The sequence below is a fragment of the Brytella acorum genome, assembly GCF_029309905.1.
GTDB lineage: Bacteria > Pseudomonadota > Alphaproteobacteria > Acetobacterales > Acetobacteraceae > Brytella > Brytella acorum.
In genome coordinates this window covers 1-14,470 of record NZ_JARBJP010000022.1, presented here as the reverse complement: position 1 = coordinate 14,470, position 14,470 = coordinate 1, and the positions used below count along the sequence as shown (strand labels likewise).

Sequence of the window (14,470 nt, the reverse complement as noted above, 5' to 3'; positions counted from 1 at the left end):
GATCAGTCCTGGATGCTTTCACTCCTGACGAATGCGCCAACTTCTTTACAGCCGCTGGATATGAGCCGGAATAAAGTGGACGTGCTCTAGGGAGGAAATTACCGACAGGTCACTGCCTCGGTCAATTTGGGATGCAATCGGGTGTCATGCGTGCACGATCACACGCGTGAGGCTCTACGGCTTCGGGTCTGCGTCCTCATTTTTCCGAAATCCGCGCGCCATGATCGCTGGGTGGCGCCACACAGTCGTGCAGTCTGTAGCTCTGCCTTGCAGACTGCCGATAAGGCAGGAACGATGAGACGTGTACACGTGGCCGCTTTGCGCGGCCAAAGAGATCTGTTTGACCTGAACGGGAAGGAAGAGGGGATGATCGACCATCCCCCTGCCCTTCGGACCCTCTCTCCCCAAACGCCCCCGAACGGGCGGCGGCCTGTCCCCGGACCCGATCCGGCGGGACGCGGTCTCGATGAAACAAATCCTGAACCGGAGGGTTTTGACGAGACAAAGCTAAAGCCTTACGTGCGCCTGTGTGCGAAACCAGCCATGGGACGTCATCGGGCGGCCCGGTCCCGGATGCGGCCCGAGCTCCTCGAGGGAATGGGCTGGTCGTTCGCGACACAATGGGAGTTCCGCCAACGGATCGCAGGTCTGGCGCCGGATCAGAAAAAATCGCTCACGGACTATGTCCGGCGGAGCCTGGATGCGGGACTGCCTCCCTTCCCCGCGACCGAGGCGAAGCTTGCGGCCATGGAAGCCCATCTGCTGGGCAATCCCGGAACGCGGAAATCCGCTCATACCCGGTCTCTGGCCGCGCGACGCGCGCTGCTGCATGCGCGGGCCCATGACATCCTGTCATCCAGCCTGCCCGTTTCGGGTGATATCCGCTCAAAACCCCGAAGCCAGCGCTCGAAACGGCCACCCTCCGGCACGTTTTCGAGGCTTGCGGCCGATATCGAGGCTGTGTGTTCCGCCGCCACCAATCCCAGGACCGTACCCTGCGATCCCCGACGACCCGTGTCCAAGCGGACCGCGGACAGACACGCAGCCCAGCTCGAACGGGCGGCTGACCTGGCCTACCAGGCCGGCCGTGCCGGCCGGGACATCTCCCTGCGCGAACTGCTCGACGTCGAGATCCAGCGTTTCTGGCTCGAACAGATGCTGGGCGGGACAGGAAATCCGCGACAGCATGTCCGTGACGGCCTTGTCGCCTATCGTTTCTTCGCGGTGAGATTTCTGGGAGCGGACAGCGCGTAGGCGGAGTTTGCGCGGATTCAGCAGTCCCAGTTTCTGTCGGCAGCCATCACCGACGAGAATGGCCGCCTGCTCCATCAGCTCCTGAGCCGGAACATTCTGGTCGATTTACAATTCCTGCCCGAAACAATCATGGCGGCGGCCTGTGCGGCCAAACATGGACGACGCGCCCTCGCCCTGGCGGATACGGCCGCAGCCCTCATGCTGGAACTGGAATTGCTGCTGCGGCCCGGAGATCTGACCTCCCTGGATTTATGCGAGGACGGCACGTTCAGCGGTCTGGCACGACGCCATGAGCAAGATTGCCGACCCCGCCTGATGCCGGAGACGGAGGCGCTTTTGCAGCGTCGTGCGGAACTGCGGCGCGCGCGCAAGGCGCCTCTCAGACCGCTTTTCCCGTCCGCCACCGGAGGAAGCCAGCTCCAGCGGGCTGTCACGGCACGGTTTTCAAAAATCCTGGCCGCGTTCGGCTACCCGCATATCACGTTGTCACGGCTGCGGGACCTTTGCACGATCCGTCTGCTCCAGGCTCACCCCGATGCGAAACGACACATCCGGACCCTTCTCGATCTCAAGGAGATGCGGACCGTAACGCGCCGTCTGTATCCCTTCCTTCCTGCGGAGGTGCTCTCCCATGGCGCGTGACATCACCGCAGGCGACACGGACCGCCGTTACCGCCAGAAAGAAGAGAAGGCCGTTGCCCATCTGCCGCCGGAGATGGCCGCGATCTGGCGGCACAAACGCTCGGAAGTCTTCCTGCGCCCCGATCATGCCAGCAAGCCACGCTATCAGCGACGACCGCGCGCCACCGGTCTGTGGAAGCCGGCCACCGCATGTCTCTATCTCCATCAGACCCTTCGACTGATCGCGATCGTCCGGGAACGAATGCCGACCGTTCCGATCCGGATACCAGACCTTTTTTCGCAAGACGTCGTGACCGACATTCTCACCAGCGATGTCTTCCGGCCCGGATCGATGACACGGGTCATCTTCTGTCGGGCCAATCATATGGTCGCCTGGCGCATTTTCGACCTTCAGGCGCCATGGCTGGAGCATGCTTACAAAAACATGCGCCGCGAGGCCTGCCGGCGCGATCACTCCGCGCGTGTCCTTCCAAGGCCTGTCTACGAGCAGATCGCCTCCGATCTGGCTTTCGCCTTGCCGGATGGCTACGATCACGATGTCCACAGCGCCATCAGCTATCGCGACGCCGCCATCATCACCTGCAGTCTCGAACTGGCGCCGCGTGGCCATGAGATTGTGAGTCTGAGGGTCGAGGACGTTCTGCCCACTCCGGACGCGGACGGGCTGACCGTGTTTATTCCTGCGAGCATCCGCAAGGCGGGATCTCCGGTGCGGGGCCTGCTCGTTGGTGAAGCCGCGCGGATCGTGGGACAGTATCTGCACAAGGCGCGTCCCGTTCTGCTGAACGGGAGGGCGGATCCCGGAACGCTCTGGCTGAATCACCGGGCAGGACCTCTCTCCCAGGAAAGTCTCCGGCGGATCCTGCGCCTCAAGCTGGGAAAGCTCTGCGGCGCCCCCTGTTCCTCCAACATCATGCGCTCCCTCATGGCCTCGCGGACAGACATCCGCGAGGAGCATCTGGGACGCCGCCTAGGCCATTCGGGCCATTCCCCGCTGGCCTATGATCTCTACCCCGTTCGCGACATGAGCGTGGCCCATGGCTACAATCAGGCCATGCTCAGGCGTAACAACGATCCGCCTGCCGGGGCCTGAGGAGACAGTCTCGCTGCCGGTCATGCCGCCTGGTGGCGTCTCCCGGACGCGCGCCACGTGAAAGCCACGGCGCTCATCCGCAAACAGGCGCATGACGGTTGTTGCATTATTGAACGATATGATGAACCATTGGCGATTATATGGTTCATCTCCGTCAAGAAAGCGTGCAATGAGTTCAATCGTCAGTCAGATTGGTGATCTTGCCGAAGCGGGTGAACGCATGATCGAGCGTCTCCGGCGCAAGGCTTTTTTGCCAGACAGCGGCAAGAGCCTGAGCGTGCGCATCGGCATTGCCGATGCGGCCCGGCTTTTGGGATGTTCGACCAACCGCATCCGGATGGCCGAAGAGGACGGGCGCCTGCCTTCTCCGCCGGCCTCGGACACCGGAAGGCGTCTTGGCTACACGCTTGAAGACATGCTGCATATGCGCCAGATCCTGGGGGCCTCACCACAGCGTTCTCCCGAGGATGTCCCGGCCATTATCGCGGTGCAGAACTTCAAGGGCGGCGTGGGAAAATCAACCGTTACAACCCATCTTGCCCATTACTTTGCCATGCAGGGATACCGTGTCCTGGTGGTCGATTGCGACAGCCAGGCCACGACAACAACCCTTTTCGGCTTCAACCCCCAGTTCAACGTCACCCGGGACGACACTCTTTATGCCTATCTTTCGATAGACCCGACGCAAACGGATCTGTCCTATGCCATCAAGAAAACCCCGTGGCCCAATGTTGACCTGATCCCTTCCAATCTGGAACTCTTCGATATCGAATATGAGCTCGCAGCCGGCGGCAGTGATGGCCAGTCCGTTCTGGCCGCACGCTTTCACAAGCTGAAGCAGGGGCTGGCGGCCCTCGCCTGCGATTACGACGTCGTGTTGCTGGATCCTCCGCCCGCCCTGGGCACGATCTCTCTCGCGGTCATGCAGGCGGCCAATGCCCTGCTGGTCCCGCTGGCCGCGACGACGCCGGATTTCTGCTCCACAATCCAGTTTCTTTCGATGACGGATCAGGTTCTACGGCAGCTTGAAGGGGTCGGCATCACCTTGGACTACAGTTTCGTCAGGCTCATCTGCTCGAAATTCGACAGCAACGATCCCTCGCACACCATGATCCGCGCGATCATGGAGCAGACTTTCGGTCCGGCGCTCTTGCCGGTACCCATTCTTGAATCGGCTGAGATCAGCCATGCCGCCCTGCGCATGATGACAATTTATGAACTTGCGCGACCGATCGGAAGCACGAAAACGCATAAGCGGTGTCGCGCCAATCTCGATGAATCGCTGGGCCAGATTGAACAACTGGTGCGACAGCATTGGGGCCGCGTCACACCGGCCCGCGAAGAGGACGTCCTGCAGACGCATGTCTGAACGTCTTTTGCTTCTCTTGATGTGAGACGAGCTTTATGCCGCGTAAACAGAGCACCTATCTGGCTGACCTCCTGAATGATGATGAAGGGCAGGAGACCGACAGGCCCGCCGCCGAGCGGGGACGCTCTTCAACGCTTCTGCAGCGAGAATCCGCGCTGGCCCGCGTGCAGTCCGGCGAAGTGCGGCAGGTCACCCAGTTTCTGCTGGATCCCGCCCGCGTGCGGATCTGGCCAGGCAATGCCCGGCGCTACCAGCAACTGACCGAGGCCAACTGCCGCGATCTCATTGATTCGTTTCTTGCAGAAGGAGGACAGAAAGTCCCTGCGATCGTCCGGCGCGTCACGGACGATGACGATCATGATTACGAGGTCATCGCAGGAACCCGCCGCCACTGGGCGATCAGCTGGCTACGCGCGCATTCTTACCCCGACATGCAGTTCGTGGCTCAGGTCGCGACCCTGGACAACGAGGCCGCCTTCCGGCTGGCCGACATCGAAAATCGTGCCCGGCGGGACATCTCGGACATCGAGCGCGCGCGCAACTACGCCTCTGCTCTGGAACAGTATTATGGCGGCAAGCAGCGGCGCATGGCGGAGAGGCTGCACGTCTCGGAAAGCTGGCTTTCGAAGATGTTGCAGGTCGCCCGGATCCCCGACGATTTTCTGGACGCTTTCGGCTCCTGGGACGAGATACCTCTCAAGCCGGCCTACGCTCTGGTCCGCGCTCTTGATGATCCCTCCGCCGCCAGTCGCATGGCGGAGGAAGCGCAGCGGCTCTCTACATTGCAGGCCGAGGCGCGGGCCCAAGGCACACCGACTCTTCCGGCGGCCGAGGTCCTGCGTCGTCTGATGGCGGCCGCCCATCCACGTAAGGATAGGGACGGGCAGGCGTCCGACGCTCTGATCTTTGCTTCCCGCTCCGGTCGGCCGGCGCTGACTGTCCAGTCCGTCGGCCGCCAAGGGGCGACCATACGCCTGCATGCCGGATCCGGCGCCGGTCATGAAGAACTGGTTTCGGCCTTTCGCGACATCCTGGCGGCGCTGGACGCGGCGGGCCATGCCCTCACGTGATAAACTTTCCCCGGGGAAAGTTTTCCCGCAGCCAGGCCATACAGGGCCCCAATGGTTAAAAACTTTCCCCGGGGAAAGTCAGGATGCCCACCCTCTTCTGGGACCCGGCCTCCTGCCGCCCCTCCACGCCTGTCGAAACCGTTCATTTCCGCCTCATCGCGCACGCGGACCGCGCCCCATGACACCGTGCGACATACTCACCCCTGAAGGAACACGACAACTCAACCGCCGCGGCACTCGCACTGTCTCCTGCCACTCTTGGAAGCCTGAACTGCGCCCAGCTAATCCCAACAGCCACGTCGCATCCGTGAGGCCATCTTCCTCATTGGTGCGTGCCCGACGCACATCGCACCGCGCCAAAATTTTTTAAAGAAAAAGACCTCTTATAACGACAGGATTACCCAGGAACCTGTTTATTCCAACATAAGCAGTCGACTTCATATCTTTTTTGTGATTGAATTTCTTATTTTCAGTAGAATATGAGTTTTATGAAAGGCCCTCACTTGCTCTCGGATCCGGACAAGCTCTATGCTCAAATCAAGAAATCGGGCCTATTCGACGAAAAAGCGTATCTCGCAGAGAACACGGATGTTTTCCTAAGCGGAACCGACCCGGTTTTGCATTATATCAATTACGGTCACAACGAAGATGCGCGGCATCCATATCCTGGATTTCACCCTGACCAGTATATTTTGGATTTCCACCTTGAAGAAATCGATGGTCATCCATTTTTTGATCTTGTCGCGCGGAATCTTTATCAGAAGGGTGCACCCGAAGCTCTTCTGACTCCCAAAGAAATTTATCTGTACAATCTGATTTTACACCATGAACTCTTTGATGAAGACTATTATCTTCAACACAATCCGGACCTGAAGAATCTCGATATTCCGCTCCTTGTGCACTACGTGAAATACGGAATTCATGAGTTACACAGAAATCCATGTCGGAAATATCAAAATAATAAATATATTAGAGTCTTCGGTAAAGACCTAAAAAATGGCGAAGAGCCCATTCTTCATTATATAAGGAATAATCTCGCCCTCGATTTCTTTGATAAAGGCCTTCTCGACTCTTTCAGCTATGAGACCTTGACAGAGGCCTCCCGGAGACTACTGAATTTTCCTCTTTTTTCCGGCGCGGACTACTTGTCCCTGAATGCCGATGTTAAAAACTCTGAACTTCTGCCTCATCAGCACGCGCTTCTTTATGGCATCCCCGAAGGTCGCAATATCATCTCCAAATTGGAGATTGCGAAAATTCTCGGCCAGAAATCCAGCACGACGCCCAAATATCAATCAGCACCGCAATGGGACAAAGATCAGCCGGTGCCAAGGTCAATCGGCGTCTTTTATCACACGCAAGGCAACTGCTTTATCAAGGAAATCGCCGAGGACCTTCTCGATTTCCTGAAAGGGTGTGACTTCGACGCCTCGCTCAAAACGGAAGCCACCCCCCTCAGCGCGAAACCGGACCTGTGTATTTTCTGCGCCCCCCACGAATTTTTCTTTCTGTCCGGAAGCAAACATTGGGAAAAAGAGGAAATACTCCGCTCCTCACTCATGCTCAACACAGAGCAGTCCCAGACGCCATGGTTTACTAGGGGTCTTATATATTTGTTGATGTCCGCCGGCGTCATTGACTTCCTCTATCAGAATATCGACCTTTTTGATTCCATAGGCATACCCACCTTCCATTTTGACCCTGTTCCGGGTTGCGGCGCGACAAAAATTCTCGACAAGGACCGCACTCACGCCTTTTTCCGTGTCCTGCCCGACAGTGCGAAAAAGGATACCGCGAAAGCCGCTTTGCGGTCGATTGCCGAGCGCGCTATCGACGTCAGCTTTTTTGGCAATGCCTCAGCAAAGCGCGAGAAGTTTTTCTCACGCAATGCTGATTTCTTTGCCGAACGCGAATGTTTTCTTTACTACCGCAGGCCACATGGTCCCATTCTTATGGAAGGCGTCAACGAAATCCTGGGGCGCATGCCGTTTTATGTGGCCGAAAACAGTAAGATCTGCCTCAACATCCACCGCAATGATGATCCTTATTTCGAGTGGCATCGCATCATCAAACAAGGCGCGGCCCGGGGCGCCGTTGTCGTTACGGAAGAATGTCTGCCAACACCCCTCTACCAGGAAGGGGTCCACTTTCTCGCAGAAACACCGAGACACATGCCTCATCTCATTTCCTGGCTTCTCGACACAGCGGACGGGCAGAAAAAAATGCAGGATGTTCAGAAAGCCTGCCTGACTATTTTCAGGGACAAGGCTCTCAAGACATCGAAATGCAATGATATTTCCAGTTTTATAGGCCGGGTCTGGAAGGAACGCTCAGAAAATGCTTGATAAAGCCTGGAAACCGACGCCGAAAATCCTCTTCAGTCATGCCGAGAAGACCGTAGCTCCCGATGAACGACATGTTTCCGTCATCGTCACGAATTATAATTACGCAGACTATGTGATAGAGTGCTTGGACTCGATTGCCGGACAGACCCACGCAACATTGAGTCTCGTCGTCATTGATGACAATTCGTGCAAGGATGATTCGCCGTCCAAGATTTATGACTGGATGTCCGAACACAAAGATCGCTTTATTTTCACCTTGTTGCTTCAGAATGTCATCAATCAGGGACCCTCGGCATCACGCAATACCGCCATTGAACATTGTCCCGCTGAAACCATCTTCATCATGGATGCCGATAATACAGTCATGCCAACTGCTATCGCGAAGTTGCATGCCTGTCTGCAAAGAGCCGGCGCACAGGGCGTCTATTCCCAGATCGTCGAGTTCGGTGACCGTAGTCAGATCGGAAGCGCCGATTTGTGGGATATCGAGCGCATGTACCAGAACAACTACGTCGATATCATGGCGATGATGAAGAAGTCTGCCTGGGCAGAAGTCGGCGGCTTCTCCCATATCGAGGAGGGGTGGGAAGACTATGATTTCTGGTTGAAATTCATTGATCACGGTGTTGACATGGTGTTTTTGCCCGAAATTCTCTGTCGCTACCGCGTCCATGGTGTTTCCAGAACAGCCACCGAAGCGTATAAGTCTCATCACGACCTTGAGATTATCATGAGATATCGTCATCCCGCGCCTCCGAAGTTTGAAGAACAGAAATGAGAAAGTTTTTGCGGGACGAATCAGTGGCTGGGCGGCACAGCGCCTGGGATCACTTTGATCTTTCCTGGATGACAGAAAGCTACTCCGAGATCCGTGAACTTTTCGGGTCCGAGGCGCCTCTCTCTTTCGATGACGTTCTTTTGCTCGCTGGGACATGCGGATATCAACCCAATCCCTATTTCGACGAAACCTATTATGTCCGACGTTATGCGGACGTTCGCCACGCGATTAAGCAGGGACAATTTGTCTCTGGTTTCGATCACTATCGAAGAGCAGGGTACAAGGACCGCAACCCGCACTGGCTATTTTGCGAGGAATATTATCTTCGTGAAAACATGGATGTTGCGCGTTTACTGGCGAATGAGATCGAGTTTCGCAATGGATATGACCATTACATTCAATGCGGTGATGAAGAATTTCGGAACGGCTCGTGGTTTTTTGATCCGCTGAAATACATCAAGTCGGCGACTGAAACTGAAATTAAATCCCCCTTCCGTCATTACCTTTTCCACCCCAAGAACGTTTTTGATAGCCTCTATTTTGACAGAGACTGGTACGCCGCGACCTACCCGGAGATTTGTCTGGAAGTCAAAAAGGGTTTATGGCATTCTCTTCTACACCAGTATCTATCAAATATAAACAACAACACGTTTGACCCCTCTCGATATTTTTCAGAACGCTTTTATATCGAGTCAAACCCGGATCTTGTGCCGCCCGTGGCGTCCGGACAGTTCATCAGCGGATACGAACATTTCCTGCTCTATGGCATTCGGGAGCGTCGCAGGCCGCGTGCCGATATCGATCTGGAGCGCTTTTATCACCATCCCTACGTCCAGAGGCTCTTTTTGAACGGCCGCGTCCCGGACGTGTTTATCGCCTGGTGCCAGTTTGATGGAATCGTTCCAGACGTTGGAAAGCTTTTGGAACAGGAAGAAGCAACGACGAAATTTTCTTTCGAGAAGAAAAGTGCTGCTTTGGCCATCAATGTCGCCCGTTCAAGGTTGGACTTCTCATGCACACAACCCGACATCAGTGTCGTTCTTGTATTACACAACAATTTCGATATGACACTGAATGCGCTGACGGCTCTACGGTCGTCTCATAGAAGAGATATACAGCTTATCATTGTCGACAGCGGATCGTATGATGAGACCTGTCATATTGACCACTATGTCAATGGCGCGACTCTGCTGCGCTTTGGTGGAAACGTAGCCTTCATTCGCGCATGCAACGAGGCCGCGCGGCATGCACAGGCACCGTTTCTGCTTTTTTTAAACAATGATACGGAAATTCAATTAGGCAGCATCCAGGTTGCAATAGAACGTCTCCGGCGTGATTCGAAGGTCGGGGCTATTGGCGGAAAGATGGTCCGTAGCAACGGCTTGCTGCAGGAAGCCGGGGCTATCATCTATCGTGACGGGAGCGTCGCGGGCTATATGCGCGGGGCCAGCCCAGATATTCCGGAGGCCAATTTTGTCCGGCGCGTTGATTTCTGTTCTGGAGCCGCTCTATTTACGAGAACCGAATTATTCAGAAATCTTGGCGGCTTTGATGAAGCGTATATACCCGCCTATTATGAAGAAACTGATTATTGCGTAAAAATTTGGAAGTCCGGTTACGAAGTCATTTACGACCCGTCAATAATGGCCGTCCATTACGAATACGGCTCTTCGAGTATCAAGGAGGGAACAGGATACATTAATCGTAATAGAACAATTTTCAATTCTAGACATGCAGATTTTCTCTCGAAAAAATTCGTCAAATCTAAGTTTAACGTCGTCATAGCGCGCTCCGTTAAAAATAGTACATCCAAGCGAATTTTGTTTATTGAAGATCGAATTCCCTTGAAAAGCTATGGTTCCGGTTTTTCACGCTCGCATGATATCGTTACGACGATGTCCGAAATGGGACATGAAGTCACTATTTTTCCTATTTTCAAACCCGTTGTCTCTAGTACGAGGCTTTACAATGCCTTCCCGGATTCCGTGGAGATCATATGGGATCGTGATATCAATGATCTAGAAACTTTTTTTTCTCAACGTTCCGGATTTTACGATACAATTTGGATTTGTCGGACGCAGAATGTCCGGCGTCTGGTTCCGATCATTGAGAAGATTTCGCATCTTATGCCGTTGGCTAGGATTGTCGCCGATACAGAAGCGGTGAGTGCGGTTCGCGAGGAGCAGTACGACCGTCTCATTGGCATGCCCGAAGACAAGCGACCGACTCTTTCCGAGCGCCTTCACGGAGAGTTCGAGTGCCTACTGATCGCGACGAAAATTGTGGCGGTGAGCCGTCACGATGCCGATCTGCTGACGAATTACGGCTTCACGGATGTCTCGGTACTGGGTCATGTCCAGTCACCCAGACCAACACCCAAGCCGTGGGCAGAGCGATCTGACCTTCTTTTTGTCGGAGCAATCCACGATCGTAATTCGCCAAATTACGACGCCGTCGTATGGCTCGCAACGGTCCTATGGCCCATGTTGGAAAAGACGCTTCCGGACAATGTGCGATTGGTTATTGCGGGACATCTTGGTCCAGATGTAACTTTCTCGGCTTTCCCTCAGACACCGCGAATAATCTATCGCGGGGAGGTTGACGACCTTTCCGCGCTTTACGATAACGCGCGTTTTTTTGTAGCTCCTACGCGCTACGCGGCGGGTATCCCCTATAAACTTTATGAAGCGGCAGCTGCTGGCGTGCCTATTATAGCATCAGATATTCTTTGCGATCAGGTAGGTTGGCTGCCAGGAGAGGAGATCATTCAGTCCAAAACTGGAGAAGAGCGTAGCTTTTATTATAATATAATTTCATCGTACGATAATCACGACTTATGGGTGAAACTCAGGCAGGGTTTATTATGCCGACTAAATAAAGAAAATAATTTTAACATGTATTGCAAAAATTTAACAGCTATTCTATCATAGGAAGTATAGTTTTTAAGAATTTTAGATATGATTTTGACGCTTCGATATTTTGTATTTCCTCCCGTTGAACAGTTCGCGCAGATCATGTCGCCGCTGTTCCGCGCCCTCTCGCATCAGAACCAGAATACGGGATAACCAATGACCATTCTTCGTCTGATACGTCAGAGGGATACGGCTTCCGAACTTGCGTCATTCAGCATTACTGAACCAATCACGCACGAAAGTACATAACACCCTCTACGCGATTGTCTGGTATAGATCAAAGAAAATAGCCGTTTGTATGACCTAATCTTCCGTAAAGCCACCGGATTTCATCCGTCCATATCTCGTCCGATCGAATTCCACCTTAAAATGGTTACATTGTTCGAGGAGTACGGCAGTCGGTCTCGTCGAATGCCTGTTTGACCGCTTTGATGCGATTCTGCTAAATACAACTTACATTCCAATGGTTGGCGAGATCTTGCATGCTACACTAAGGTGGCTCCACAGCGGCACAATACCGACAGCTAGAAGCTAACCTGTAGGAACGTATTTTCCTAAGGATGGAGAGACAGGGTTTTGTTTCAATGGTCTGGCGAGAAAGCTGCGTTTCAGCTGCATGCCCCATGCATATCGAGAAAACCGACAATCGAAAGTCAATCATTTGATCCCGCCTCAAAATATTTTTACGAATCAGAAATCATAGATGGCGCAGTTCATCAAACTATCAAGATTCAGTAAAACGCTATAACAATCGAATATACGAATAAATTTTATAATGTAAATATTAAGTTCTAAAGTGTTTCCGTGATAAAATATAGAACAAATGCAGAAAAATACATATAAAATCAGAGCGAATACCATTCGATAGGTCATAATTTTTTCTGAAATCAGACAGCCGACTATCAGTTAGTGGCTTTTTTGATCCCAACCTAACTCACCTGGAGCATAAAGCCTTGATTATTTGTAGAGAACTCAACAAAATAACGATTGCGCATTGATATAAACAAAAATATATCACCTACCTCTTGATGTTTTCTTAAACTCTGATCTCCGAGGGAATACACATGAAGACCGCAGTAATAACTATGGTATATAATGAAAAGTTCTTTATAAATTTTTGGTGCTCTTATTATGGGATGCAATTCGGATTCGAAAATTTATTCATCCTCGATAATGGGAGCACAGATGGGAGCACTTATAACATACCCGGTAATGTTATAAGAATACCTAGGGGTGAATTTGATGATGAGAAAAGAGCAAATATGATTAGCGATTTTCAATCTTCTCTGCTATATGAATTCGATTCAGTAATTTATACAGATTGCGATGAGATACTAACGGCAAACAATCTTATGTACAGCTCTCTAAAGGAGTATATTTTTCATAATCCTGAGGGCATCATAAGAGCTGTCGGTGTTGATCTAATGCAGGATATAAAATCAGAAGGGGAAATGGACTTTTCAATTCCTATTTTCCGGCAGCGGCGTTATGGTTATATAACTTCTTGGGAGTCTAAGCCATTAATAACAAGAATTTCGACCCGATGGAGCGCCGGATTCCATGATTGCAATGCGCCTTCTATACTTGATAAAAATGTATGGTTGATTCATTTAAAAAAATCAGATTTTAATAATTGCCTAAATCGCCTAGAGATTACCAGAAATATTTCCTGGAGCAAAAACTCCATTGAAAATAACTCCGGAGCTCACCAGAGAATATCAAACGACGATTTTATTCACAATTATGAGAATATATTAAGCAACAGGATAAGTTGCGACTTAGATGTATGTGATATCGTTGATATTCTCGAATCAAATTCAAGCGGACCCGTTGGATTGATTCCTGAAAGATTTAGGAATTTTTGACCGTAATCCATAAAATTTGTTTATTTTTAGGCTCACGACTTCTATCAACGGTTATAGGTACTGACCTTTATGCGCCCATTTTCTAAGAGCCTGACCGGAAATGAGTTGAGTGATTTCAGCAGGTTATGATTCATGGGTTTTGCGAGAACCTGATGAGATCAAGATGGCCTGGACTGAAATCACCCGAGCGCGGTATCGCCGGGACGACCTGGAGTATACAAGCGACCTGCGTGATGCGGAGTGGGCGCTGATTGCGCCGCTGATGCCCGAGAGGAAACGACTGGGGAGACCCCGACGTACGGATTTACGCCGCGTCATGGAGGCGATCCTCTATATCGTCACCACGGGCTGCCAGTGGCGGCAATTGCCGCGTCACTTTCCCGCCTTCACGACCGTGCAGGGCTATTTCTACCGTTGGATCCGCGAGGGACGATGGGAAGCCATGAACCATATTCTCGTGATCCTGTCGCGCGAGCAGGACGGGCGAGATGCCACGCCTTCGGTGGGCATCATCGACAGCCAGTCGGCTAAAACCGCTGAAAACGGCGGCCCAAGCGGTTATGACGCGGGCAAGAAGATCAAGGGACGCAAGCGGCATATCGCGACCGATACGCTGGGTCATGTCGTGGCGGCTGTCGTGCATCCCGCCGATGTTCAGGATCGTGACGGCGCGCTGCGGGTAGCGGCCAGGATACGCTCATTGTTCCCCTGGCTTCGCCATCTGATCGGGGACGGAGGGTATGCCGGCGAGAAGTTGCGTGGTGCGCTGGCTGAACTCGGCCGATGGACGGTCGAGATCGTCAAGCGCAGCGATCGGGCCGAAGGCTTCGTCGTCCTGCCCAAACGCTGGATCGTGGAGCGCAGCTTTGCATGGCTCGGACGCTGCCGCCGCCTCACGAAGGATGTCGAGGCAACAATATCGTCATCCTGCGCATGGTTGATGATCGCCCATATCCGCAGAGTTCTGCGGAAAATCAATCAAACCGCTTTCTGATTCAGGCTTTAAGGCCGATGGAACAGATGTTTTTGGGGGGGCGGCGATGTTGTCTCTGCCGGCGTCGGAGCCGGCAAAGAGATAATTCTTCCTGCCGATGCAGACCGGGCGCATCGCGCGTTCGGCGGCGTTATTGTCGATGGCGACG

10 protein-coding genes and 2 pseudogenes are annotated in these 14,470 nt (G+C 53.0%); 10 read left to right on the top strand and 2 right to left on the bottom strand.

Annotated features, from left to right (window positions below; all coding sequences use genetic code 11):
• Window positions 1-366 precede the first annotated feature (366 nt).
• From PWM43_RS15000 to PWM43_RS14965, 8 genes are all read left to right on the top strand, one after another.
• The gene (locus tag PWM43_RS15000) at window positions 367-1,254 is read left to right on the top strand and encodes a hypothetical protein (RefSeq protein WP_289843285.1); all 888 of its coding nucleotides are present in this window, start codon (window positions 367-369) and stop codon (window positions 1,252-1,254) included.
• A 129-nt stretch (window positions 1,255-1,383) separates the two neighbouring features.
• Window positions 1,384-1,896: a hypothetical protein gene (locus PWM43_RS14995; RefSeq protein ID WP_289843284.1), complete on the top strand. Its 513-nt coding sequence runs from the start codon at window positions 1,384-1,386 to the stop codon at window positions 1,894-1,896.
• Window positions 1,886-2,989, top strand: a complete 1,104-nt coding sequence (locus PWM43_RS14990; RefSeq protein WP_289843283.1) for a site-specific integrase — start codon at window positions 1,886-1,888, stop codon at window positions 2,987-2,989. The genes PWM43_RS14995 and PWM43_RS14990 overlap by 11 nt, the downstream gene beginning before the upstream one ends.
• Before the next feature lie 169 nt (window positions 2,990-3,158).
• Window positions 3,159-4,358: an AAA family ATPase gene (locus PWM43_RS14985; RefSeq protein ID WP_289843282.1), complete on the top strand. Its 1,200-nt coding sequence runs from the start codon at window positions 3,159-3,161 to the stop codon at window positions 4,356-4,358.
• 35 nt (window positions 4,359-4,393) lie between these two features.
• The gene (locus tag PWM43_RS14980; RefSeq protein WP_289843281.1) at window positions 4,394-5,428 is read left to right on the top strand and encodes a ParB/RepB/Spo0J family partition protein; all 1,035 of its coding nucleotides are present in this window, start codon (window positions 4,394-4,396) and stop codon (window positions 5,426-5,428) included.
• Between the two features lie 488 nt (window positions 5,429-5,916).
• Window positions 5,917-7,773 carry a CgeB family protein gene (locus PWM43_RS14975; protein ID WP_289843280.1) on the top strand — a complete coding sequence of 619 codons (1,857 nt, stop codon included), beginning with the start codon at window positions 5,917-5,919 and terminating at the stop codon, window positions 7,771-7,773.
• Complete coding sequence (locus PWM43_RS14970; protein WP_289843279.1) at window positions 7,766-8,551, top strand: glycosyltransferase family 2 protein; 786 nt, start codon at window positions 7,766-7,768, stop codon at window positions 8,549-8,551. The genes PWM43_RS14975 and PWM43_RS14970 overlap by 8 nt, the downstream gene beginning before the upstream one ends.
• The gene (locus PWM43_RS14965; protein WP_289843278.1) at window positions 8,548-11,481 is read left to right on the top strand and encodes a glycosyltransferase; all 2,934 of its coding nucleotides are present in this window, start codon (window positions 8,548-8,550) and stop codon (window positions 11,479-11,481) included. The genes PWM43_RS14970 and PWM43_RS14965 overlap by 4 nt, the downstream gene beginning before the upstream one ends.
• A 51-nt stretch (window positions 11,482-11,532) precedes the next feature.
• Here PWM43_RS14965 and PWM43_RS14960 read toward each other — a convergent pair.
• Window positions 11,533-11,674, bottom strand: a pseudogene (locus PWM43_RS14960) (transposase); the annotation flags it as partial.
• Between the two features lie 853 nt (window positions 11,675-12,527).
• Here PWM43_RS14960 and PWM43_RS14955 point away from each other — a divergent pair.
• Window positions 12,528-13,328, top strand: coding sequence for a glycosyltransferase family 2 protein (locus PWM43_RS14955; protein WP_289843277.1), 801 nt, complete (start codon window positions 12,528-12,530; stop codon window positions 13,326-13,328).
• Window positions 13,329-13,491: 163 nt separating this feature from the next.
• A complete protein-coding gene (locus tag PWM43_RS14950) occupies window positions 13,492-14,322 on the top strand; it encodes an IS5 family transposase (protein ID WP_289843276.1) in 831 nt (276 codons plus the stop codon).
• Between the two features lie 42 nt (window positions 14,323-14,364).
• On the opposite strand, the pseudogene PWM43_RS14945 reads toward PWM43_RS14950, so the two are convergent.
• Window positions 14,365-14,470, bottom strand: a pseudogene (locus tag PWM43_RS14945) (IS66 family transposase); the annotation flags it as partial.